This is a genomic window from Delftia sp. PE138 (assembly GCF_018320755.1).
Taxonomy (GTDB): Bacteria; Pseudomonadota; Gammaproteobacteria; order Burkholderiales; family Burkholderiaceae_C; genus Comamonas; species Comamonas tsuruhatensis.
The window spans coordinates 1-19,946 of sequence record NZ_JABEPN010000013.1 but is presented as its reverse complement, the minus strand read 5'-3'; the positions used below and the strand labels follow the sequence as shown (position 1 = coordinate 19,946).

20 protein-coding genes are annotated in these 19,946 nt (G+C 67.7%); 13 read left to right on the top strand and 7 right to left on the bottom strand.

From position 1 onward, the window contains the following. The first annotated feature begins 205 nt into the window (after positions 1–205). Positions 206–706: a hemerythrin domain-containing protein gene (locus tag HFGMBDPB_RS27755; RefSeq protein WP_016448532.1), complete on the top strand. Its 501-nt coding sequence runs from the start codon at positions 206–208 to the stop codon at positions 704–706. Positions 707–739: 33 nt separating this feature from the next. Here HFGMBDPB_RS27755 and HFGMBDPB_RS27750 read toward each other — a convergent pair whose 3' ends face one another. Both HFGMBDPB_RS27750 and HFGMBDPB_RS27745 read right to left on the bottom strand, forming a co-directional pair. After that, the gene (locus HFGMBDPB_RS27750; RefSeq protein WP_016448531.1) at positions 740–1,387 is read right to left on the bottom strand and encodes a MarC family protein; all 648 of its coding nucleotides are present in this window, start codon (positions 1,385–1,387) and stop codon (positions 740–742) included. 13 nt (positions 1,388–1,400) lie between these two features. Next, a complete protein-coding gene (locus HFGMBDPB_RS27745; RefSeq protein WP_016448530.1) occupies positions 1,401–2,153 on the bottom strand; it encodes an SDR family oxidoreductase in 753 nt (250 codons plus the stop codon). Between the two features lie 118 nt (positions 2,154–2,271). On the opposite strand from HFGMBDPB_RS27745, the gene HFGMBDPB_RS27740 reads away from it, so the two are divergent. Continuing rightward, entirely contained in the window at positions 2,272–2,964 is a 693-nt protein-coding gene (locus HFGMBDPB_RS27740; RefSeq protein WP_016448529.1) for a dienelactone hydrolase family protein, read from the top strand. Here the strand turns inward: HFGMBDPB_RS27740 and HFGMBDPB_RS27735 are convergent, their stop codons facing one another. The 3 genes from HFGMBDPB_RS27735 to HFGMBDPB_RS29950 all read right to left on the bottom strand — a co-directional run bounded on the left by HFGMBDPB_RS27735 (position 2,965) and on the right by HFGMBDPB_RS29950 (position 6,772). Then, a complete protein-coding gene (locus tag HFGMBDPB_RS27735; protein WP_016448528.1) occupies positions 2,965–3,282 on the bottom strand; it encodes a hypothetical protein in 318 nt (105 codons plus the stop codon). Between the two features lie 227 nt (positions 3,283–3,509). Continuing rightward, complete coding sequence (locus tag HFGMBDPB_RS27730) at positions 3,510–4,154, bottom strand: molybdopterin-dependent oxidoreductase (protein ID WP_016448527.1); 645 nt, start codon at positions 4,152–4,154, stop codon at positions 3,510–3,512. Further along, on the bottom strand, positions 4,151–6,772 hold the full coding sequence (locus HFGMBDPB_RS29950) for a choice-of-anchor Q domain-containing protein (protein ID WP_212646685.1): 2,622 nt from the start codon (positions 6,770–6,772) through the stop codon (positions 4,151–4,153). Before HFGMBDPB_RS29950 ends, HFGMBDPB_RS27730 begins: the two co-directional genes overlap by 4 nt. 218 nt (positions 6,773–6,990) lie before the next feature. On the opposite strand from HFGMBDPB_RS29950, the gene HFGMBDPB_RS27720 reads away from it, so the two are divergent. After that, positions 6,991–7,728 (top strand): response regulator, encoded by a 738-nt coding sequence (locus tag HFGMBDPB_RS27720; protein ID WP_212646684.1) that lies wholly within the window; start codon positions 6,991–6,993, stop codon positions 7,726–7,728. Positions 7,729–7,747: 19 nt separating this feature from the next. Continuing rightward, entirely contained in the window at positions 7,748–9,706 is a 1,959-nt protein-coding gene (locus HFGMBDPB_RS27715) for a sensor histidine kinase (protein WP_212646683.1), read from the top strand. Here the strand turns inward: HFGMBDPB_RS27715 and HFGMBDPB_RS27710 are convergent. Both HFGMBDPB_RS27710 and hemB read right to left on the bottom strand, forming a co-directional pair. After that, complete coding sequence (locus tag HFGMBDPB_RS27710; RefSeq protein WP_212646682.1) at positions 9,703–10,920, bottom strand: magnesium transporter CorA family protein; 1,218 nt, start codon at positions 10,918–10,920, stop codon at positions 9,703–9,705. The genes HFGMBDPB_RS27715 and HFGMBDPB_RS27710 overlap by 4 nt on opposite strands. 4 nt (positions 10,921–10,924) lie before the next feature. After that, positions 10,925–11,932 (bottom strand): porphobilinogen synthase, encoded by a 1,008-nt coding sequence (gene hemB / locus HFGMBDPB_RS27705; RefSeq protein ID WP_017405507.1) that lies wholly within the window; start codon positions 11,930–11,932, stop codon positions 10,925–10,927. Positions 11,933–12,055: 123 nt separating this feature from the next. Here hemB and HFGMBDPB_RS27700 point away from each other — a divergent pair, with 123 nt between their 5' ends. From HFGMBDPB_RS27700 to HFGMBDPB_RS27660, 9 genes are all read left to right on the top strand, one after another. Next, the gene (locus HFGMBDPB_RS27700) at positions 12,056–12,484 is read left to right on the top strand and encodes a CopD family protein (protein WP_016453572.1); all 429 of its coding nucleotides are present in this window, start codon (positions 12,056–12,058) and stop codon (positions 12,482–12,484) included. Between the two features lie 31 nt (positions 12,485–12,515). After that, a complete protein-coding gene (locus HFGMBDPB_RS27695) occupies positions 12,516–13,670 on the top strand; it encodes a VanZ family protein (RefSeq protein ID WP_212646681.1) in 1,155 nt (384 codons plus the stop codon). Positions 13,671–13,680: 10 nt separating this feature from the next. Continuing rightward, the gene (locus tag HFGMBDPB_RS27690) at positions 13,681–14,055 is read left to right on the top strand and encodes a (2Fe-2S) ferredoxin domain-containing protein (protein ID WP_016448519.1); all 375 of its coding nucleotides are present in this window, start codon (positions 13,681–13,683) and stop codon (positions 14,053–14,055) included. An 80-nt stretch (positions 14,056–14,135) separates the two neighbouring features. After that, positions 14,136–14,771 (top strand): alpha/beta hydrolase, encoded by a 636-nt coding sequence (locus HFGMBDPB_RS27685; protein WP_017405508.1) that lies wholly within the window; start codon positions 14,136–14,138, stop codon positions 14,769–14,771. 90 nt (positions 14,772–14,861) lie between these two features. After that, a complete protein-coding gene (locus tag HFGMBDPB_RS27680) occupies positions 14,862–16,031 on the top strand; it encodes a D-alanyl-D-alanine carboxypeptidase family protein (RefSeq protein WP_016453570.1) in 1,170 nt (389 codons plus the stop codon). Positions 16,032–16,188: 157 nt separating this feature from the next. Continuing rightward, complete coding sequence (rpsL, locus tag HFGMBDPB_RS27675; protein WP_003059441.1) at positions 16,189–16,566, top strand: 30S ribosomal protein S12; 378 nt, start codon at positions 16,189–16,191, stop codon at positions 16,564–16,566. Positions 16,567–16,726: 160 nt separating this feature from the next. Continuing rightward, a complete protein-coding gene (gene rpsG / locus HFGMBDPB_RS27670; RefSeq protein ID WP_016448516.1) occupies positions 16,727–17,200 on the top strand; it encodes a 30S ribosomal protein S7 in 474 nt (157 codons plus the stop codon). 152 nt (positions 17,201–17,352) lie between these two features. Then, the gene (fusA, locus tag HFGMBDPB_RS27665; RefSeq protein ID WP_016448515.1) at positions 17,353–19,461 is read left to right on the top strand and encodes an elongation factor G; all 2,109 of its coding nucleotides are present in this window, start codon (positions 17,353–17,355) and stop codon (positions 19,459–19,461) included. 162 nt (positions 19,462–19,623) lie between these two features. Then, the coding region (locus HFGMBDPB_RS27660) for a GTP-binding protein (RefSeq protein WP_249343744.1) at positions 19,624–19,946 on the top strand (323 nt) is incomplete at its 3' end.

Sequence of the window (19,946 nt, the reverse complement as noted above, 5' to 3'; positions counted from 1 at the left end):
GCTTCGCGGGGGAGGGGGACGACCCCCTCGCCGCGAGGCGGCTCTTGCTTGGCGTCCCTGATGTTGGGGCGCGCCAGTTTTATCCGCCTTGACCAAGCCCCGCTCGCGGGGCTTTGCTGTTTTCGGGTTGGCTGATGTGGGTCAAACGGGTTGGGCGGTGCTGTTCCTAAGCTGCAGTCTTTCACGATGAAGGCAGGAGAAGCGTATGGCCGTGCTGGAATGGAGCGGAGCGCTGGCATTGGAGTTGCCGGCCATGGACGAGGTGCACCAGGAGTTCGTGCTGCTGCTGGCCGAGGTGGAGGCGGCCGATGATGCGCAGCTGTGCGTGCGCTGGGATGAGCTGATCGCGCATACGCAGGTGCATTTCGACCAGGAAGACCGCTGGATGCAGTCCACGCGGTTCACCAGCACCAACTGCCACAGCCTGCAGCACAAGGTGGTGCTGCAGGTGATGCGCGAGGGGGCGGCCAAGGCGGCAGCGGGGGATCTGGCCGTGATCCGCAGCATGGCGGGCGAGCTGGCGGCCTGGTTCGTGCACCATGCGCAGACCATGGATGCGGCGCTGGCCCTGCATCTGCGCAGCGCGGGCTTCGATCCCGCCACGGGCTCGCTGGCCCACCCCGAGGCCTTGCCCGAGCAGCCCATCACGGGCTGCGGCGGTGCCTGCGACGGCAGCGCCGACCGCGCGCGGGCCGTGCCGGCCTGATCCGGCGGGCCTTCAATCGGCCAGCCAGCCCGCTCAGGGCACGATCGCGGGCGAGGCCAGGATGGGGAAGATCTTCACCAGCCCGCCCGCCATCACCTCTACGGCCAGGGCCGCGAGGATCAGGCCCATGAGCCGCGTCATCACGTTGATGCCGGTCTTGCCCAGCACGCGCGCAATCGGGTCGGCCAGCGAAAAGCAGACCATCACCACCAGCGCCACCACCACGCCATAGCCCACCAGCGCCAGGTGCTGCCAGATGGTGCGTGCCTGGTCGGCATAGATCACCACGGTGGACATGGAGGCCGGCCCTGTCAGCAGCGGAATCGTCAGCGGCACCACGGCAATGCTGTTGCCCATGGCGGCCTTTTCCGCGCCTGCCGCCAGCGTGGGCGCGTTGGGCCGTTCCTCGGCCGGGCGGGCGTTGAGCATGTTCATCGCGCTGATCAGCAGCAGCAGGCCTCCGCCCACCTGGAAGCTCTGCAGCGAGATGTTGAAGAAGTCCAGCACCTGCAGCCCGATGATGGCGCAGGCCGCGATCACGCAGAACGAGGCCAGCGCCGCCGTGCGAATGGTCTGCTGGCGCTGCTGGGCGCTGAATCCCTCGGTGTAGTGGATGAAGAAGGGGACGATGGCCAGCGGGTTGATGATGGCCACCAAAGTGATCAGCGGTTTGAGGTCCATGGTTGCCTTGGAGCTAGAGGTTGCCGCCCGAGATATCGACCAGGCTGCCCGTGGTGTAGTGCGAGCCGTCGGACATCAGCCAGAGGATGGCGTCGGCCACCTCCTCGGCCCTGCCGCCGCGCTGCATGGGCACGTTGGGCGCCACGCGCTCGACGCGGTCGGGCTGTCCGCCGCTGGCGTGGATGTCGGTCTCTATCAAGCCGGGCCGCACGGCGTTCACGCGTATGCCCTGGGCGGCGACTTCCTTGGCCAGGCCCAGCGTCATCACGTCCAACGCGCCCTTGGCGGCCGCATAGTCCACGTACTGGCCCGGTGCGCCCAGCCGCGAAGCGATGCTGGAGACGTTCACGATGGCGCCTCCCCTTCCGCCATGGCGGGTGCTCATGCGCCGCACGGCCTCGCGCGCGCAGATGAAGCTGCCGATGGTATTGACGCGGAACATGCGCTCCAGCCGCTGCACGCTCATCTCGGCCACGGTCTGCGCGCGGTCCACCACACCGGCGTTGTTGACCAGGGCATCCAGCCGGCCGAACTGCGCATCCACCGCACCGAACAGGGCCAGCACCTCGGCTTCGTCGCCCACATCGGCCTGCACGGCCAGCGCGCGGGTGCCGGCCAGTTGCACGTCGGCCACCACGGCCTCGGCCGCATCGCGCTGGTGCTGGTAGCTGATCACCACGTCCCAGCCCCGGTGCGCTGCCATGCGTGCCGTTGCGGCGCCTATGCCGCGGCTGCCGCCGGTGATGAGCACGACTTTTCGTTCCATCGAATGTCTCCTGTGAAAGAATTGCCGCACGGGCCGGCCCGCCGCCATTACAGCATTGCGGGGCGCGTCCGCCCACCGGGAAATCACAACAGGTTCTCAGACAGAAAGGAACGCGGACATGGGCAGTTTTGTGCAGTTGACTTCATTGGATGGCACGTCTTCGCCGGCCTGGGTGGCCCGCCCCGACGTGCCCGCGCGCGGTGCCATCGTCGTGCTGCAGGAGATCTTCGGCGTCAACGCCCATATCCGCGCCGTGACCGACCGGCTTGCGGCGCGGGGCTATGTGGCCGTGGCGCCGTCACTGTTCACGCGTGTGGAGCCGGGTGTGGACCTGGGCTACGGCGACGCCGACCGTGCCAAGGGCATGGCGCTGAAATCCGCCGCCGAGGCGCTGCCCCAGCCCGGCGTGCTGCCCGAGATCGAGGCCGCCATCGCCCATGCCGCCACGCTGGTGCCCGGCGGCAAGGTGGGCATCGTGGGGTTTTGCTGGGGCGGCCTGTGGGCCTGGCGCGCGGCCTGCAACCTGCCCAGCCTGTCGGCTGCAGCCTGCTACTACGGCGGCGGCATGACCACGCCGCTGGAGATGGGCCGCGAGCCGCTGTGCCCCGTCATCGCCCACTTCGGCCGGCGCGATGCGCACATTCCCGTGGACGCCGTGCAGGCCTTCGCCCAGGCGCAAAAGCATGTGCAGGTGCACCTGTACGACGCAGACCACGGCTTCAACTGCGACCAGCGCAGCGCCTACGACGAGGCCAGCGCCCTGCAGGCGCGCGATCGCACGCTGGCCTTCTTCGACCAGCACCTGGCCTGATCAACCCCCGGGGTCCGGATCACATGCCGGCCCCGGCGTCGCCTTGCGCGCCTGCACGGTCTGCAGCGTGCCCCGCAGCGCGCGCTGCTGTGCGGTCAGGAAGCTCATCAGTCCGCCCAGGTCGCTCAGTTGTTGGTCTGGGCCGGCCATGCAGCACAGGTCGATCACCAGGCCCATCTGGTGCATGCAGTCCTTGAGGCGATAGACCTCGTATTCGGAAATGGGGTAGTACAGGCTGGTCTCTTCCCTCGGCACTTGCGGGGAAGAGAAGAAAGGCGGGGAGGCGTGTGCTCCGCTGAGTGCATCGAGGTCAGACATGGCGGCTCCTTTGGCATGAACTGGCACCCCCTTGCGGAGGTCCCGCACAGCCCCGCCAAAAACGGAACCGTGCCCGGCGCAGCACCGGGAAGATGAAAAGCCGCTGCCTCATCAAAAGGCGTGCGGCTGCTGCGCCTACGTTGTTCCGGGCCGCCAAGCCCGTATCCCCCGAGGGGATCGCGAAATGGTACTTCAAATGCGCGCCCTGCCGCGCTCTGAAGCCAGCTTCAGCCCTGGGGTTGCTGCGCGTGCAGCCCCATGTGGTACAGCCCCCAGGGCGCCTGCGCAAAACGTTCCTTGAGCGGCTTGCCTGCCAGATCGGCAATGCGGTCGGCGTCATACATGGCCCATTGCGGGCCCAGGCCGCCCAGGCCCAGGCGCCGGCCGTCCATGTGCGTGGCCAGCAGCATGCGCCATTGCAAGGCCTGCGCCAGCGGCAGCTGGGCGCGGTAGCCGTCGATGGCCTGCAGGGTGATCCACTGGCCCTTGGCCGCTGCGGCGGCGCTGTCCACGCCGGCCGCCTGCAGCACGGTGGCCAGCAGCGGGCCGCGCAGCCGGTGGGGCTGGCCGTCGTATTCGATATGGGGCGTGATCTCCACCGTGGGCAGGCGCTCCAGCGCACCGGCCCCTGTGGTCCAGGCCGAGTCGAAGGCCAGGCCATGGTTTTTCAGCAGCAGGTCGGCCACCGGGTCCAGCGGCCCCCGGTTGCCGCGCACGCCGGGGCCGCTGATGGTGAGCACGGCGGCTTCGGTGCTTTTCCCGGGGGCGGCGGGGGCGGCCAGGGCGCTTTCGCACAGGGCCAGGCCGGTGGCTGCGCTGGCGGCCAGCAGGCTGCGGCGTGAAAGCGGGCTCCGGCTTGCGGATGCGGTCATGGGGAACTCCTGGAGGTGCGTGGCGATGTGCCAGCGCCGATTTTCCGTGAAGTGCCCATCCTGCGCGACAACGCCGCGCCCGCTGCGGTCAGCAGGCTCAGCAGCGCAATCCCCCCGGCGCCCAGCGCTGGAATGGGCGCTGCAGATGGTGCGGGGGCCGCCGTGACGGTCACGGTGTTGCTGTCCGAGCCGGAGGTATTGCCATCACCGGGCACATAGCGCGCCTGCACCGTGGCCGTGCCCGGTGGCAGCCGGGGCACGCTGCAGCTGGCCTGCCCGCCGGTCACCGCAACGCTGGCGCACAGCACCTGCGTTCCGTTCAAGAAATCCACCGTGCCGCTGGCGCCGGCAGGCAGCGTGACCTGGGCGCTGAAAGTCACGCTCTGGCCATGGCCTGGCGCAGCGGGGGAGGCCGACAGGTGGGCGCTGGTGGCTGCCGGGCCGATCACCACGGTCACGGCTGCGGGTTCGGTGGTGGCGCCGTTGGCATCGGTGGCGGTCAGCGTGAAGCTGTAGCTGCCTGCCGCCTGCGTGGCTGGAGCCGAAAGGGTGCCGGCGGCCTGGCTGAAGCCTGCGGGCAAACCGCCCACGCTGTAGCTGAACGGCCCCACGCCGCCGCTGGTCACGGGCGCCAGCGGCTGGCTGTAGGCCGTGCCGTAGGTGCCGGAGGGCAGGCTTGCCGTGACGCTGAAGGCCGTGAAGCTGGCCTGCACGCTCCTGGCTGCATCGATGGTGACGCTGCACGTGGACGTGCTGCCGCTGCAGGCATCACCCCAGGTGGCAAAGGCATGGCCAGGGTCGGGTGTGGCGGCCAGGGTCACCAGGGTGGGCGCGCCTTCGAAGTAGCCATAGCCGGCCTGGCACAGGCCGCCTGGGCGGCCGCAGTCCTGTATGGCACCCGTGGCTGCAGGCGGGGAGGCCTGCGCCGATACGCCGCCCGCGCCGCTGGCCAGCACGGTCAATGCCGCCTGGAAGACGTTCGCCTCCACGGCGCCGATGTCGCACCGCGCACCCTGGGGCCTGACCACGCCGCGCTGGTCCGTGCCGGGTGCGGCAGTGCAGGCCACCCCGTCCAGTGCCGGGCTGCCGGTGGTGTTCAACATGGTCTGGGTGGGGCCGCCGTGGCTGGCCAGGGGGCCGAGCTGCGGGTTGCCCGTGGTGAAGGCCAGGGCGCTGATGTCGGCATTGTTCAGGGCCTGCGCCAGGCCCAGCAGATTGTTGCTGCCGCTGGCATCGCTGGTGCCGCCATTGCGCAGGTCCAGCACCACGTCCCTGCCAGCGGGCTGTTTGGTGGCCGGCTCGAACACGCTGCCCTGGACAATGCTGGCCTGCATCTCCAGCGAGGCGCCGCTGCGGGTGCAACGGGTGTTGCCACCCGCACTGCAGGCGGCCTGGGAATCGCCCAGGCTGTAGATGGCGCCGCCTTGCGCGGCCGGGTTGTCGTCGCCATTGGCCTGCACGGTATTGCCGGCCAGGGTGGAGAAACGGATGGTGAGTACGCCGTTGTAGTTGAAAACGGCGCCACCCAGGCCGGCGCCGCCGCCGCTGCTGTTGCCCAGCCCGCCGTGTGCACCGTTGCCAGCCAGGGTGACCTGGTTCAGCGTCAAGGTGCCTGCGTTGTTGAAAATGGCCCCTCCCATGCCGCCTGCGCCACCGCCAGCGTCGAAGGGGCCGCCCCCACCGTTGCCGGCGCCGAAGCCGCCACCGCTGCCACGACGGCCACCACCACCGCCAAATCCGCCACCGCCGGAGCCGCCGCCGCCACCACCGAAGCCGCCGTTCTTGCCGCTGGCGCTGCCACTGCCACCGCCCAGGCCGCCATCGTTCGGGCCGCCAGCGTTCGGCCCTCCCCCCGGGGACAAAGTCCCATCCTCGCCCACGCCGGCACCTGCAAAGGAGTTCAAGGAAAGCCTGCCTCCTTGCCCCCCTTGTGCGTGATTGCGCGTGAGCGTGCTGCGTTCGATGGTGAGCTGGCCCCGATTGAAGATGGCACCGCCCGCACCCAGCGCGCCGCCGCCAAAGCGGCTGGAGCCGCCTGTGGCCTGCCCCCCGGCCAGGGCCAGGCCGCGCAGGACCAGGCCACCCTGCGCATCGATGTCGAACAGCCGGAAACCGGGTGCGGTACCGAGGCGCTGCACGCTCACGCCCTGGGGCGTCAGGCCATTGGCGGTGGCATCGATGGTGATGTGCTTGCCGCTGATGAAGAAGGCGCTGGGGCCGAACTGCGAGACGTAGCCGGGCCAGCTGGCCAGCGGCAGGCAGGTGGCGCCGGCGGCCTGCCCGGTGTCCAGGCAGTTGGTAAAGCGGGTCAGCGAGATGGTCTGCCCATTCAGGGCCGCGCCGAAGACGATGGTGTCGCCATCGGCGGCATGGTTGATGGCATCGCGCAGGGTGTCGCAGTTGCGGTCGCCTGCGGCAGGCGAGCATTGCGCACGAGACAGCGGCTCGGTGTCTGCAATCTCGCCGGCGGTGGTGACGGTGAGTGTGGCGGCCTGGGCCGCGGCGCCGGCAAGGGCCAGTGCCAACCCGACCGTCAGGCCCGGCAATGTCCGGACCCAGGGGCTCGGCGTGGGTATGGGTGGTACGTCGGCTGCAGCAGACGGGTGGATGATGGACATGGCGGACCCCCTCGGTAGGCACAGCATCTCGGTGATGTGCTGAAGAGGGCAAATCTATGGGGTGTCCGGCTTTCTGTATGTCCCCCGTTCGGGCGACATGGCCGATGAGAGGGGCGGGGCCGCCATGCCGCTCATGTCGCCCATGTCGCCTATCCGGGCGACATGACAGCGGTCTTGTTCCATGTGAACATGCGGGCCTCGCCACGCACTCCACCTCCATGGACACGCACACAGACCCTTCCTCTGCCGCCGCGACGGGTGGCTCCACACCCATCCGCGTGGCCGTGGTGGAGGACGACGCCGCCTGCCGCCACGCCCTGGTGGGCGTGATCAATGCCGCGAAGGACATGGCCCTGTGCTGGGCGGCAGCCAGCCGCGCGGAGGCCCTGCACCAGCTTGGCAGGGCCGATGGGGCCGGTGCCATGGACGTGATGCTGGTGGACCTGGGCCTGCCCGACGGCAGCGGCCTGGAGGTGATTGCTGCCGTGCGTGCCCGCCATGCCGGGGCGGCGGTGATGGTCAGCACCATCTTTGGCGACGAGCAGCATGTGCTGGCCGCCATCGAGGCCGGCGCCATGGGCTATCTGCTCAAGGACCTGGCCGCCGACGCGGTGCTGGAGGAAGTGCGCAGCCTGCACGCGGGCGGCAGCCCCATCAATCCCATGGTGGCGCGCAAGCTGCTGCTGCGCCAGCAGCGGGCCGGGGCGGTGGCAGGGCTGGAACGGCCTGTGGAGCCGCAGGCCGCCGCGCAGGCGCTGTCTGCGCGCGAGCTGGAGGTGCTGCGCCTGGTGGCGCGCGGCCATACGCTGGACGAGGTGGCGCGCCAGCTGGGCGTGTCGCGCCACACGGTGCGCACCTTCGTGCGGCGCATCTACGGCAAGCTGCAGGTGTCCAGCCGCACCCAGATGATGCATGTGGCCTTGCAGCGGGGCTGGCTGGCCGAGGGGCGGCAATGAGCGCCGCGAGGGTGGGCAGATGACGCAGCCGCTGCTGCGGGGGAGGGTCTTGCTGGTTTCGGCGGGGCTGGTGGCGCTGGCGATGCTGCTGGCGGGGGCGTTCGGGCTGCGTGGCCCCGCCGCAGGCGAAGCGGTGCAACTGCGCCAGGCGCAGCTGTGGCGGTCGGACAGCCCGCACTGGGCGCCGCCTGCGGCGCTTGCGTCGGCCGACGACGCGGTGCTGGATGCATCGACGCCGTGGAGCGATGTGGACCTGCCCTATGGGGGCGACAGGGCCGTGTCGGGCAGCGGCGACCTGGCAGCGGCGCCGCCCGAGGTGCGCTGGTTCCGCGCCGTGGTGCCGCCCGAGGCGCTGGCGCCCACGCCGCAGGGCGCGCGCCTGTATATCCCGCGCTGGCAGACGGTGGGCACGGTGGCGGTGTATGTGGACGGGGCGCTGGCCTGGCAGACGCGCGGCAGCCGGGTGTGGAACAGTTTCAACCGGCCGGTGTGGCTGGACCTGGGCGGGCTGGCGCAGCCGGGCAGGCCGCTGCAGGTGCATGTGCGCATGGCCAGCCAGCAGGGCGTGGGCGGGGCGCTGTCCAGCCTGTGGGCGGGGCCGGCCGAGTCGCTGCGCCTGTCCTGGCGGCTGCGCAGCCTGCTCCAGGCCGATCTGGTGGTCTACACGGCGGGCTCCTACCTGGTGCTGGGCCTGTTCGCGCTGGCGCTGTGGACGCTGCAGCGGCGGCGCGGGGATGTGGTGTTCCTGCTGTTCTTCCTGATGTCGCTGTGCCAGTTGCTGGGCTCGCTGCAGTTCATGGTGGACGGCGAGGGGCTGGCCCTGTCGGACGGCTGGTTCTCCTGGCTGACGCTGGCCGGCCTCATGGGCGCCACGGTGGCGGCCTTCCATTTCCTGTGCCTGATGCAGCGCAGGCGCCGGCCCTGGCTGGCCCGGGTGCTGCAGGGCTATGTGGGCACGGTGCTGCTGGTGGCGGTGCCGCTGTGGGGGCCGGCGCACGAGACCATCCTGCCGCTGCTGCGGCTGCTGATGGTGCCGCCGGAGATCCTGGTGCTGTGCATGGCCGTGGCGGGCGCCTGGCGCATGCGCGATGGCGGCAGCACCATGCTGGCCGTGTGGATGCTGCTGTCGTTTCCCATCGGCTTCCATGACCTGGCGCTGCAAAGCTACCTGATCAGCATAGAGAGCATCTACCTCACGCCCTATGTGTACCTGGGGCTGTTCACGCTGTTCCTGCTGGTGGCCTACCGGCGCTATAACGGTGCGCTTGCCGTGGCCGAGAACGCCAACCTGCATCTGGCGGAACGGCTCAAGGCCCAGGAGGCGGAGCTGGCCCAGGCCCATGAGCGCCTGCTGGCCGTGGAGCGCGAGCAGACGCTGATGCAGGAGCGCCAGCGCCTGATGCGCGAGATGCACGACGGCGTGGGCTCCTCGCTGATGAGCGCGCTGCGCGTGGTGGAGTTCAACCAGGCCGGCACGGTGGACCTGGTGCAACTGCTGCAGGAGTGCATCGATGACCTGAAGCTGTCCATCGATTCGCTGGAGCCGCTGGACTGCGACCTGCTGGCGCTGCTGGCCGGGCTGCGCTATCGGCTGGGGCCGCGCCTGGAGGGGGCGGGGCTGCGGCTGCACTGGGAGGTGAGCGACCTGCCCGCGCTGCCCTGGCTGGACGCGCAGGCCGCCCTGCATGTGCTGCGCATCCTGCAGGAGGTGCTGACCAACATCATCAAGCACAGCGGCGCGCGCGAGATCACGGTGCGCACGGCCCAGGCCCCGCTGGACGGCCGGGCCGGCGTGCAGGTGCTGGTGGAGGACGACGGCCACCCCTTCGACCGCGCCCGGGCACCCACCGAGGGCCGCAAGGGACTGGTGAACATGCGCACACGCGCGCTGGCGCTGCAGGCGCGGCTGGACTGGGCGCCGCTGGCCGGCGGCAATCGCTTCACGCTGTGGATGCCGCTGGAGCGGGCGGGGCCCTAGCCCTGCGCCGTGCGCGCCATGTAGCGCTTGCGCCAGAAGAACATGGTCAGGCCCACGGCAATCGCCATCATCGAGCCCATGGCCCACCAGAAGCCGTCCTGCTTGTGCACCAGGGGGATGAACTCGAAGTTCATGCCGAAGATGCCGGCAATCAGGTTCAGCGGCAGGAACACGGCCGTCAGCGCGGTCAGCGTGCGCATGATGTCGTTGGTGCGGTTGCTCTGCACCGAAAAATGCATCTGCACCACGGTCTCGGTGCTTTGCTCCAGCCGCCGCACGTGGTGGACCACGCGCTCTATGTGTTCCAGCACGTCGCGGCTGCGCACCTTGAGCAGGTCCAGCTCGCGCAGCGCCGCCGCGCCCTCGGGAGGTGCCCAGGTCTCCAGCGCGTCCGTCCAGTCCTGCACGGCAGCGCGCTGGTCTTCGCAGACTTCGTCCAGCTCATGCAGGGCCAGCCGTGCGTCCAGCAGCGCCCCCCAGTTGGCAAAGCGCGTGCGCGGGCGCAGCAGCTCGGTCTGCCAGTGGTCCAGCTGGCGCGACAGTTCGCGGCGCAGGTCCAGGAAGCCGTCCACGATGAGGTTGACCACGCGCAGCATGAGGTCGGCCGGGCTGGCCGGCAGCCGCGTGCCGGAGGTGGGGTTCAGCCGTCCCTCGCGCGGGTCATTGGGCACGGCGGCCAGCAGCCGCGCGGCATAGGCGTCGCGCACGGTGCAGTCGTCGGGGTGCACGGACAGCAGCACCTGATCGAACATGGCAAAGCCCACGGGGCTGGTGTCGATGTTGCGCAGCACGGGCGGACCTGTGCGGCGCACGGGAGGTGAGGGGGGCAGCGCCTGCGCCGCAGGCGAAGAGGCCGTGCCGGCCTGCGGGGCGGCACGTGCCTGCCCGCTGGCCAGGCGGCGAAACACCAGCAGGTCGTACTGCGAGGTGTAGTCGTAGCGCGAGGGCAGCTGGGCGTTGAGCAGGTCCGAGACATGCAGGTCCACCAGCTGCTGGCCCGACAGCAGCTGCAGCGTGCGCTGCACCTCGGCCAGCCGCTCCTGCAAGGTGGCGCGGGTGCAGGAGATCCAGACGAATCCCTGCGCGGGCGCCTGGTCGGGCAGGGCGGCCAGTTCGGTGGCGCCGCCCGGCTGCAGGTGGAAGATGCGCATGTTCCTGGCGTTCCCGGCTGGGGGAGCGGCTCCCGTGCCCGTGGGCGGCGTCACCGGCGGCATGCGTTCAGCCGCGCAGCTTGCGCGCGGCGTCGATGGCGAAGTAGGTCAGGATGCCGTCGGCACCCGCGCGCTTGAAGGCCAGCAGCGATTCCATCATCACCTGGTCATGGTCCAGCCAGCCGTTGGCGGCGGCGGCCTTGAGCATGGCGTACTCGCCGCTGACCTGGTAGGCGAAGGTGGGCACGCCGAACTCGTCCTTGACGCGGCGCACCACGTCCAGGTACGGCATGCCGGGCTTGACCATGACCATGTCGGCGCCTTCGGCCAGGTCCTGGGCGACTTCGCGCAGGGCCTCGTCGGTGTTGGCGGGGTCCATCTGGTAGACGTTCTTGTCGGCCTTGCCCAGCGCGCCGCGCGTGCCCACGGCATCGCGGAACGGGCCGTAGAAGGCGCTGGCGTACTTGGCGCTGTAGGCCATGATGCGGGTGTGGATGTGGCCGTGGGCCTCCAGCGCCTCGCGGATGGCGCCGATGCGGCCGTCCATCATGTCGCTGGGCGCCACCATGTCCACGCCGGCCTCGGCATGGGTGAGGGCCTGGCCCACCAGGACCTGCACGGTCTCGTCGTTGATGATGTAGCCGGACTCGTCGAGGATGCCGTCCTGGCCGTGGCTGGTGTAGGGGTCCAGGGCCACGTCGGTCATGACGCCCAGTTGCGGGAACTCCTTCTTGAGCGCACGCACCACGCGCGGGATCAGGCCGTCGGGGTTGAGCGCCTCCTTGCCGTCGGGCGTCTTCAGCGAGGTCTCGATGGCGGGGAACAGCGCCAGGAACGGGATCTCCAGCTGCACGCACTGCTCTGCCACGGGCAGCAGCAGGTCCAGGCTCAGGCGGTCCACGCCGGGCATGGAGGGCACGGCCTCGCGCTGGTTCGTGCCTTCGTGCACGAACACGGGGTAGATGAAGTCATGGGCCGTGAGCACGTTCTCGCGCACCAGATTGCGCGTGAAGGCATCGCGGCGCAGGCGGCGAGGGCGGTTGTGCGGGAAGGGGGTGGGGCTGGACAGATGCATGCCGAAAATTGTGCCCCATTCCCGCCGCAGGCCCCGCAACCCCGGCGACGACGCCGGCACGCGGGACTCGGCTTTTGCGCCTGCGCAGCCTGGCGCACCCCTGTACGCACGTACACTGCCCGCATGCTGTGGGTCAAAGCCTTTCATATCGTTTTCGTGGCAAGCTGGTTCGCGGGCCTGTTCTATCTGCCTCGCATCTTCGTCAATGTGGCCATGGTCACGCCCGGCTCGGTGGCCGAGCGCGAGCGCCTGCTGCTCATGGCACGCAAGCTGCTGCGCTTCACCACGCTGCTGGCCGTGCCCGCATTGGGCCTGGGCCTGTGGCTGTACCTGGGCTACGGCATCGGCAAGGGGCCGGGCAACGGCTGGATGCATGCCAAGCTGGCCGGCGTGCTGCTGGTCATCGGCTACCACCATGCCTGCGGGCGCCTGCTGCGCAAGCTGATCGACAACCGGGACCAGCACAGCCACCGCTGGTTCCGCTTCTTCAACGAGGTGCCGGTGCTGCTGCTGGCGGCCATCGTCATCCTGGTGGTCGTCAAACCTTTCTGAGAAACCGTTCCAACGAAGAGGGAGGCAGGGCGTGGTGCAAAGGACTTCGGCCTGGCCGCTGGCACTGGTCTATGCGGTGCTCATCGTTTTCGCCAGCCTGTTTCCCTTCGATGGCTGGCGTGCCCAGGGCATTGATCCGCTGGTCTTCCTGACGGCAAAGATCCCGCCGCCGTACTGGACCTGGTTCGACGTCAATACCAATATCGTCGGCTACGCGCCGCTGGGCTTTTTCCTGGCGCTGGCCCTGGTGCGCAGCGGCAGCCCGCGCGCGGCCGTGCCGCTGGCGGCGCTGGCAGGCACCCTGCTGTCGCTGTCCATGGAGTTCCTGCAGATCTACCTGCCGCGGCGCGTTCCCTCCAACCTGGATCTGGTGCTCAATGTGGGCGGCACCTTGTTGGGCGCGCTGGTGGCGCTGCTGCTGGAGCGCCTGGGCGCCCTGGCGCGCTGGAGCGCCTTTCGCACCCATTGGCTGGGCGAGGATGGCGGCGGCGCCATGGTGCTGCTGGCGCTGTGGCCATGGGCGCTGCTCTTTCCCGCTGCCGTGCCCTTCGGTTTGGGCCAGGTGCTGGAGCGGCTGGAGCAGGGCCTGCTGGACCTGCTCGAAGGCACGCCCTTTCTCATGTGGCTGCCGCTGCGCGAGTCGGCCCTGACGCCGCTATCGCCCGTGACCGAGATGCTGTGCGTGATGCTGGGCCTGTGGGTGCCCTGCCTGCTGGCCTATTGCGTGATGCGCCACATGGGCCGGCGCGCCGTGCTGGCGGGCTCGGCCATCGTGATCGGCATCGCGGTCTCGGCGATGTCGGCTGCGCTGAGCTGGGGGCCTGCCCATGCCTGGGAGTGGGTGGACCTGCCGGTGCGCATGGGCGTATGGGGGGGCGTGGGCCTGGCCATGGTGGCCCTGCCGCTGCCGCGCCGCGCCTGTGCAGCCCTGCTGATGCTGGTGCTGGTGCTGCAACTGAGCATCCTGAACCAGGCGCCCACCAGTGCCTATTTCTCCGAGACGCTGCAGGCCTGGGAGCAGGGGCGTTTCATCCGCTTCTACGGGCTGGGGCAGTGGCTGGGCTGGCTGTGGCCCTATGCCACCCTGGTCTACGTGCTGCTCAGGGTGGCGCGCCGCGATGCAGGGCCGCTGCCGCCTGCACCTTCAGCGCCCCCGGCGCCTTCGGGGCAGCAGACGCAGGCCTAGAATCCGCTGCATGAGCGAAAACCCACGTCCCGGGGCCGAAGGCGGCCAGCAAGGCGCAGGCAACTACTATGCGCGCCACATCTTCTTTTGCCTCAACGAGAGGCCTGGCGGCGAGGACTGCTGTGCGCTGCACGGCGCCAAGGCAGGCTTCGACCACTGCAAGAAGCAGGTCAAGCAGCTGGGCCTGGCCGGCAAGGGCCAGGTGCGCGTGAACAAGGCCGGCTGCCTGGACCGCTGCGCGGGCGGGCCCGTGGCCGTGGTCTACCCCGAAGGCACCTGGTACACCTTCGTGGACGAGACCGATATCGACGAGATCGTCGAGTCCCATCTCAAGAACGGCCAGCCCGTGGAGCGCCTGCTGCTGCCGCCCGACGTGGGCCGCTGAGCACCGGCTGGTACTTTGGGCCTTTCCGGGCATCAGTGCTTTGTCAGCTTGGACTGGCTGCTACTACTAGGATAGCGATTGTGAATGCGCAGACCGAACGTTTGACCCTGACCGGCCTTGCCGGGGCCGTGGAGGCCCTGCGCGACGCGCCGGCCGCCGATGCGACTGCGCGCGGCGTGGCCATCATCGCCCACCCCCATCCGCTGTTTGGCGGCACCATGGACAACAAGGTGGTGCAGACCCTGGCGCGGGCCTTCGTGCAGTGCGGCTACACGGCCGTACGCTTCAACTTCCGTGGCGTGGGTGCCAGTGCCGGCGAGCACGACGCAGGCATCGGCGAGGCCGAGGACATGCTGTCCGTGGTCCGCCAGGTCGCTCCCGAAGGGCCGATCGCGCTGGCGGGCTTTTCCTTCGGCGCCTTCGTCACCAGCCATGTGCTGGCGGGCCTGTGGAATGAAGGCCGGGTGGAAAAGGCTGTGCTGGTGGGCACGGCGGCCAGCCGTTTCTCGGTGGCCCCCGTGCCGCCCGAAGCCCATGACCGGACATTGGTGGTGCACGGCGAGGCCGATGACACGGTGCCGCTGTCGGCCGTCATGGACTGGGCGCGCCCGCAGATACTGCCTGTTACCGTCGTGCCAGGGGGCGGTCATTTCTTTCACGGACAATTGCCGCTACTCAAGAGTCTCGTGGTCCGCCATTTGCGCTCACTTCCCTAGCGGCCCGCGCCGCTGCTCAATAGGCCCGCCCCAGCCGGCGGCATCTTCCGCCTTTCCTGCTTTACCTGCCCTTTAGCGAGAGTTTTCCTCATGAAGCCCATTTCCTCCACGCTGCGAGTCCTGGCACTGGCAGCGGCCATGGCGCCGGCCCTGGCGCTGGCGCAGATCACCCCGCCCCAGCCGCCCGAGATCGCGGCGCGCAACTATCTGCTGGTCGATGTCACCGCCAACCAGGTGCTGGGTGCCAAGGACATCGATGCGCCCATCGAGCAGGCCTCGCTGACCAAGCTCATGACCGGCTACCTGGTCTTCGACGCACTGCGCGCCAAGAAGATCACGCTGGAGCAGCGCCTGCCCGTCAGCGAGCGCGCCTGGAAGATGCCGGGCTCGCGCATGTTCATCGACCCCAAGATGCAGGTGCCGGTGGATGACCTGATCAAGGGCATGATCGTGCAATCCGGCAACGACGCCACCATGGCCCTGGCCGAAGGCGTGGGCGGCTCGGCCGAGAACTTCGTGCGGCTCATGAACGAGCAGGCCAAGGCGCTGGGCATGAAGAACACCAGCTACAAGAACCCCGAAGGCCTGACCGAGCCCGGCCACCTGACCACGGCGCGCGACCTGTCCATCCTCGCGCAGCGTCTGATGCAGGACTTCCCCGAGTACATGCACTACTACTCGACCAAGAAGTACTTCTACCCGGGCACGCCGGCCTCCAACGGCACCAACCGCAACTCGCTGCTGTTCCGCGACCCGACCGTGGACGGCCTCAAGACCGGCCACACCGCTGCGGCCGGCTACTGCCTGGTGGCCACGGCCAAGCGCGATCTGCCCAACGTGGGCAGCCGCCGCCTGATCTCCATCGTGCTGGGCGCCGCCAGCGAGAACGCGCGCGCCAATGAAAGCCAGAAGCTGCTGAACTGGGGCTATGCGGCCTTCGACTCGGTCAAGCTGTTCGATGCCGAGCAGGCCGTGGCCACGCCCGAGGTCTGGAAGGGCAAGGCGGGCACCGTCAAGATCGGCCGTACCACGCCCATCGTGGTCACCGTGCCGGCCGGCAGTGGCGGCAAGCTGAGCACCGAAGTCGTGCGCCAGGACCCGCTGATCGCTCCGTTCACCAAGGGCCAGGCCATGGGCACGCTCAAGGTCAAGCTGGGGGCCGACACCGTGGCCGAAGTGCCGCTGGTGGCGCTTGAAGGCGTGGAGCAGGCAGGCTTCTTCGGCCGTGCCTGGGATGCGATCCGCCTCTGGATCAAGTAAGCCCTGCGCCTGTCGCGCAGGCCCTCGCGTACCGGCTTGAAGGGGGTGCAGTTGTGCGATCTCCTGCAAGCTGGTACAGTCGAGGGCTTTTCGGAATTTCCGAAGGGATTCACGTTTTCGCTTTTCGCAAGCAATTCACGTTTAGGGACGTTTATTAATGCCAACCATTAACCAACTCGTGCGTCAGGGCCGCACGGTCGAAGTTGTCAAATCCAAGAGCCCTGCTATGGAAAACTGCCCTCAGCGCCGCGGCGTGTGCACCCGTGTGTACACCACGACGCCCAAGAAGCCTAACTCCGCTCTGCGTAAGGTTGCCAAGGTGCGCCTGACCAACGGCTTCGAGGTCATCTCCTACATCGGTGGTGAAGGCCACAACCTGCAAGAGCACAGCGTTGTGCTGGTGCGCGGCGGCCGTGTGAAGGACTTGCCCGGTGTGCGTTACCACATCGTGCGTGGCTCCCTTGACCTGCAAGGCGTCAAGGACCGCAAGCAAGCCCGTTCCAAGTACGGCGCGAAGAAGCCCAAGGCCAAGTAAGCCCTGCGTTTTTTCGAAGAAGGTGCTGTATCCCGCGTGGCGCGAGATCCAGCGTAGTGACCCCAAACGCAAGTGTTTTGCGCGGGTCGAGTAAGTGGGAGTCCTGTTGGCTCTCGCGGTGTCTGAAAAGACGCCAACTGAAGCAAGATAGAGGTAAAAAATGCCACGTCGTCGCGAAGTCCCCAAACGTGAAATCCTGCCGGATCCCAAGTTCGGCAATGTCGAGCTGTCCAAGTTCATGAACGTGATCATGGAAGGCGGCAAGAAGGCGGTCGCAGAACGCATCATCTACGGTGCCCTGGACCTGATTCAAAAGAAGCACCCTGACAAAGACCCGCTGGAAGCCTTCATCGTTGCCATCAACAACGTGAAGCCCATGGTCGAAGTGAAGTCCCGCCGCGTCGGCGGTGCCAACTACCAGGTGCCCGTCGAAGTGCGTCCCGTGCGTCGCCTGGCCCTGTCCATGCGTTGGCTGAAGGAAGCTGCACGCAAGCGCGGCGAGAAGTCCATGGCCCAGCGCCTGGCCAACGAGCTGCTCGAGGCCACCGAAGGCCGTGGCGGCGCCATGAAGCGCCGTGACGAAGTGCACCGCATGGCCGAAGCCAACAAGGCGTTCAGCCACTTCCGCTTCTAAGAGCGCTTCGCTCCTGATCAGACGGGCCGCATGCATTTTTGCCTGCGGCCTTGTCTCGATTAGGAGCATCCCCAGATAAGACTGCTGTCCGTCTGCACCATGAGGCTGGAACGGGCAGAGACTCCCTCCATACGATCAATCAAGGATCCATCATGGCTCGCAAGACCCCCATCGAGCGCTACCGCAATATCGGTATCTCCGCCCACATCGACGCCGGCAAAACCACCACCACCGAACGTATCCTGTTCTACACCGGTGTGACCCACAAGCTGGGCGAAGTGCACGACGGCGCTGCTACGACCGACTGGATGGAGCAAGAGCAAGAGCGCGGCATCACCATCACTTCCGCTGCAGTGACCTGCTTCTGGAAGGGCATGGACCTGTCCTACCCCGAGCACCGTTTCAACATCATCGACACCCCCGGCCACGTGGACTTCACCATTGAGGTGGAGCGTTCCATGCGCGTGCTGGACGGCGCCTGCATGGTGTACTGCGCCGTGGGCGGCGTGCAGCCCCAGTCGGAAACCGTGTGGCGTCAGGCCAACAAGTACAAGGTGCCTCGTCTGGCCTTCGTGAACAAGATGGACCGTACCGGTGCCAACTTCTTCAAGGTCGTCGAGCAGATGAAGCTGCGCCTGAAGGCCAACCCCGTGCCCGTCGTGATCCCGATCGGTGCCGAAGAAAACTTCAAGGGCGTGGTCGACCTCGTCAAGATGAAGGCCATCATCTGGGACGAAGCCTCGCAAGGCATGAAGTTCGAATACCACGAAATCCCCGCCGAGCTGGTGGAGACCGCCAACAAGTGGCGTGAAAACCTCGTGGAAGCGGCTGCCGAAGCCAGCGAAGACCTGATGAACAAGTACCTGGAAGAAGGTACTCTGTCCGAAGAAGACGTGAAGGCCGGCCTGCGCGCTCGTACGCTGGCTACCGAAATCCAGCCCATGCTGTGCGGTACCGCCTTCAAGAACAAGGGTGTGCAGCGCATGCTGGACGCCGTGATCGACTACCTGCCGGCGCCTGTGGACATCCCTGACGTCACCGGTACCGATCCCGAAAACGAAGAAACCAAGCTCAGCCGCAAGGCAGACGACGGCGAAAAGTTCTCGGCCCTGGCCTTCAAGCTGATGACCGACCCGTTCGTCGGCCAGCTGACCTTCGTGCGCGTGTACTCGGGCGTCCTGACCAAGGGCGACACCGTGTTCAACTCGGTCAAGGGCAAGAAGGAGCGTATCGGCCGTATCGTGCAGATGATGGCCAACGAGCGCGTGGAAGTCGAGGAAATCCGCGCCGGCGACATCGCTGCCTGCGTGGGCCTGAAGGACGTGACCACCGGCGAAACGCTGTGCGCCGTCGAAGCTCCCATCGTGCTGGAACGCATGGTCTTCCCCGAGCCCGTGATTGCACAGGCCGTGGAGCCCAAGTCCAAGGCCGACCAGGAAAAGATGGGCATCGCCCTGTCGCGCCTGGCTGCTGAAGATCCGTCCTTCCGCGTGCGCACCGATGAAGAATCGGGCCAGACCATCATCGCCGGCATGGGCGAGCTGCACCTGGAAATCATCGTTGACCGCATGAAGCGCGAATTCAACGTGGAAGCCAACGTGGGCAAGCCCCAGGTGGCCTACCGCGAAACCATTCGCCAGAAGGTTACCGATGTGGACGGCAAGTTCGTTCGCCAGTCCGGCGGCAAGGGCCAGTACGGCCACGTCGTGCTGACCCTGGAACCCCAGGAAGCCGGCAAGGGCTTCGAGTTCGTCGACGAAATCAAGGGCGGTGTGGTTCCTCGCGAATACATCCCTGCGGTCGAGAAGGGCGTGATCGAGGCGCTGACTTCCGGCGTGCTGGCCGGCTACCCCGTGGTGGACGTCAAGGTGCGCCTGACCTTCGGTTCGTACCACGATGTGGACTCGAACGAAATGGCCTTCAAGATGGCTGCCATCTTCGGCTTCAAGGAAGGCGCCAAGAAGGCCAGCCCCGTCATCCTCGAGCCCATGATGGCCGTGGAAGTCGAGACGCCTGAAGACTACGCCGGCACCGTGATGGGCGACCTGTCCTCGCGTCGCGGCATGGTCCAGGGCATGGACGACATGGCCGGCGGTGGCAAGTCCATCAAGGCTGAAGTGCCGCTGTCGGAAATGTTCGGCTACGCCACTTCGCTGCGTTCGCAGACGCAAGGCCGCGCTACGTACACGATGGAGTTCAAGCACTACGCCGAAGCTCCCCGCAACGTGGCCGAAGCCATCGTGGCTGCTCGCGCCAAGTAAGGCTTTTTGTATAATCGAAGGCTTTTGAGTCGCAGCCCCTGAAAAGGGGCTGCGATTTTTGCCGGTCTGCGATCCCATGCCGTCCTGTCACCTGTGCGGGGCGACCAAGCAATGGGATGCAGACCTTAAACATCACACAGGTTTTGCTCTTTCGGAGAAATCATGGCAAAGGAAAAATTCGAGCGGACCAAGCCCCACGTCAACGTGGGCACCATCGGTCACGTGGACCACGGCAAGACGACCCTGACGGCTGCCATCGCCACCGTTCTGTCCAAGAAGTTCGGCGGCGAAGCCAAGGCTTACGACCAGATCGACGCAGCACCTGAAGAAAAGGCCCGCGGCATCACGATCAACACCGCCCACGTCGAGTACGAAACGGCCAACCGCCACTACGCTCACGTTGACTGCCCCGGCCACGCCGACTACGTCAAGAACATGATCACCGGCGCTGCTCAGATGGACGGCGCTATCCTGGTGTGCTCGGC

What these genes read in the sequence shown, in the direction of transcription:
- HFGMBDPB_RS27745 (WP_016448530.1), bottom strand. Translation starts at nt 2,153, where the DNA reads ATGGAACGAAAAGTCGTGCTCATCACCGGCGGCAGCCGCGGCATAGGC.
- HFGMBDPB_RS27715 (WP_212646683.1), top strand. Translation starts at nt 7,748, where the DNA reads ATGACGCAGCCGCTGCTGCGGGGGAGGGTCTTGCTGGTTTCGGCGGGG.
- HFGMBDPB_RS27720 (WP_212646684.1), top strand. Translation starts at nt 6,991, where the DNA reads ATGGACACGCACACAGACCCTTCCTCTGCCGCCGCGACGGGTGGCTCC.
- HFGMBDPB_RS27690 (WP_016448519.1), top strand. Translation starts at nt 13,681, where the DNA reads ATGAGCGAAAACCCACGTCCCGGGGCCGAAGGCGGCCAGCAAGGCGCA.
- HFGMBDPB_RS27710 (WP_212646682.1), bottom strand. Translation starts at nt 10,920, where the DNA reads ATGCCGCCGGTGACGCCGCCCACGGGCACGGGAGCCGCTCCCCCAGCC.
- rpsG (WP_016448516.1), top strand. Translation starts at nt 16,727, where the DNA reads ATGCCACGTCGTCGCGAAGTCCCCAAACGTGAAATCCTGCCGGATCCC.
- HFGMBDPB_RS27700 (WP_016453572.1), top strand. Translation starts at nt 12,056, where the DNA reads ATGCTGTGGGTCAAAGCCTTTCATATCGTTTTCGTGGCAAGCTGGTTC.
- HFGMBDPB_RS27755 (WP_016448532.1), top strand. Translation starts at nt 206, where the DNA reads ATGGCCGTGCTGGAATGGAGCGGAGCGCTGGCATTGGAGTTGCCGGCC.
- HFGMBDPB_RS27740 (WP_016448529.1), top strand. Translation starts at nt 2,272, where the DNA reads ATGGGCAGTTTTGTGCAGTTGACTTCATTGGATGGCACGTCTTCGCCG.
- fusA (WP_016448515.1), top strand. Translation starts at nt 17,353, where the DNA reads ATGGCTCGCAAGACCCCCATCGAGCGCTACCGCAATATCGGTATCTCC.
- rpsL (WP_003059441.1), top strand. Translation starts at nt 16,189, where the DNA reads ATGCCAACCATTAACCAACTCGTGCGTCAGGGCCGCACGGTCGAAGTT.
- HFGMBDPB_RS27735 (WP_016448528.1), bottom strand. Translation starts at nt 3,282, where the DNA reads ATGTCTGACCTCGATGCACTCAGCGGAGCACACGCCTCCCCGCCTTTC.
- HFGMBDPB_RS27730 (WP_016448527.1), bottom strand. Translation starts at nt 4,154, where the DNA reads ATGACCGCATCCGCAAGCCGGAGCCCGCTTTCACGCCGCAGCCTGCTG.
- HFGMBDPB_RS27680 (WP_016453570.1), top strand. Translation starts at nt 14,862, where the DNA reads ATGAAGCCCATTTCCTCCACGCTGCGAGTCCTGGCACTGGCAGCGGCC.
- HFGMBDPB_RS27750 (WP_016448531.1), bottom strand. Translation starts at nt 1,387, where the DNA reads ATGGACCTCAAACCGCTGATCACTTTGGTGGCCATCATCAACCCGCTG.
- HFGMBDPB_RS29950 (WP_212646685.1), bottom strand. Translation starts at nt 6,772, where the DNA reads ATGTCCATCATCCACCCGTCTGCTGCAGCCGACGTACCACCCATACCC.
- hemB (WP_017405507.1), bottom strand. Translation starts at nt 11,932, where the DNA reads ATGCATCTGTCCAGCCCCACCCCCTTCCCGCACAACCGCCCTCGCCGC.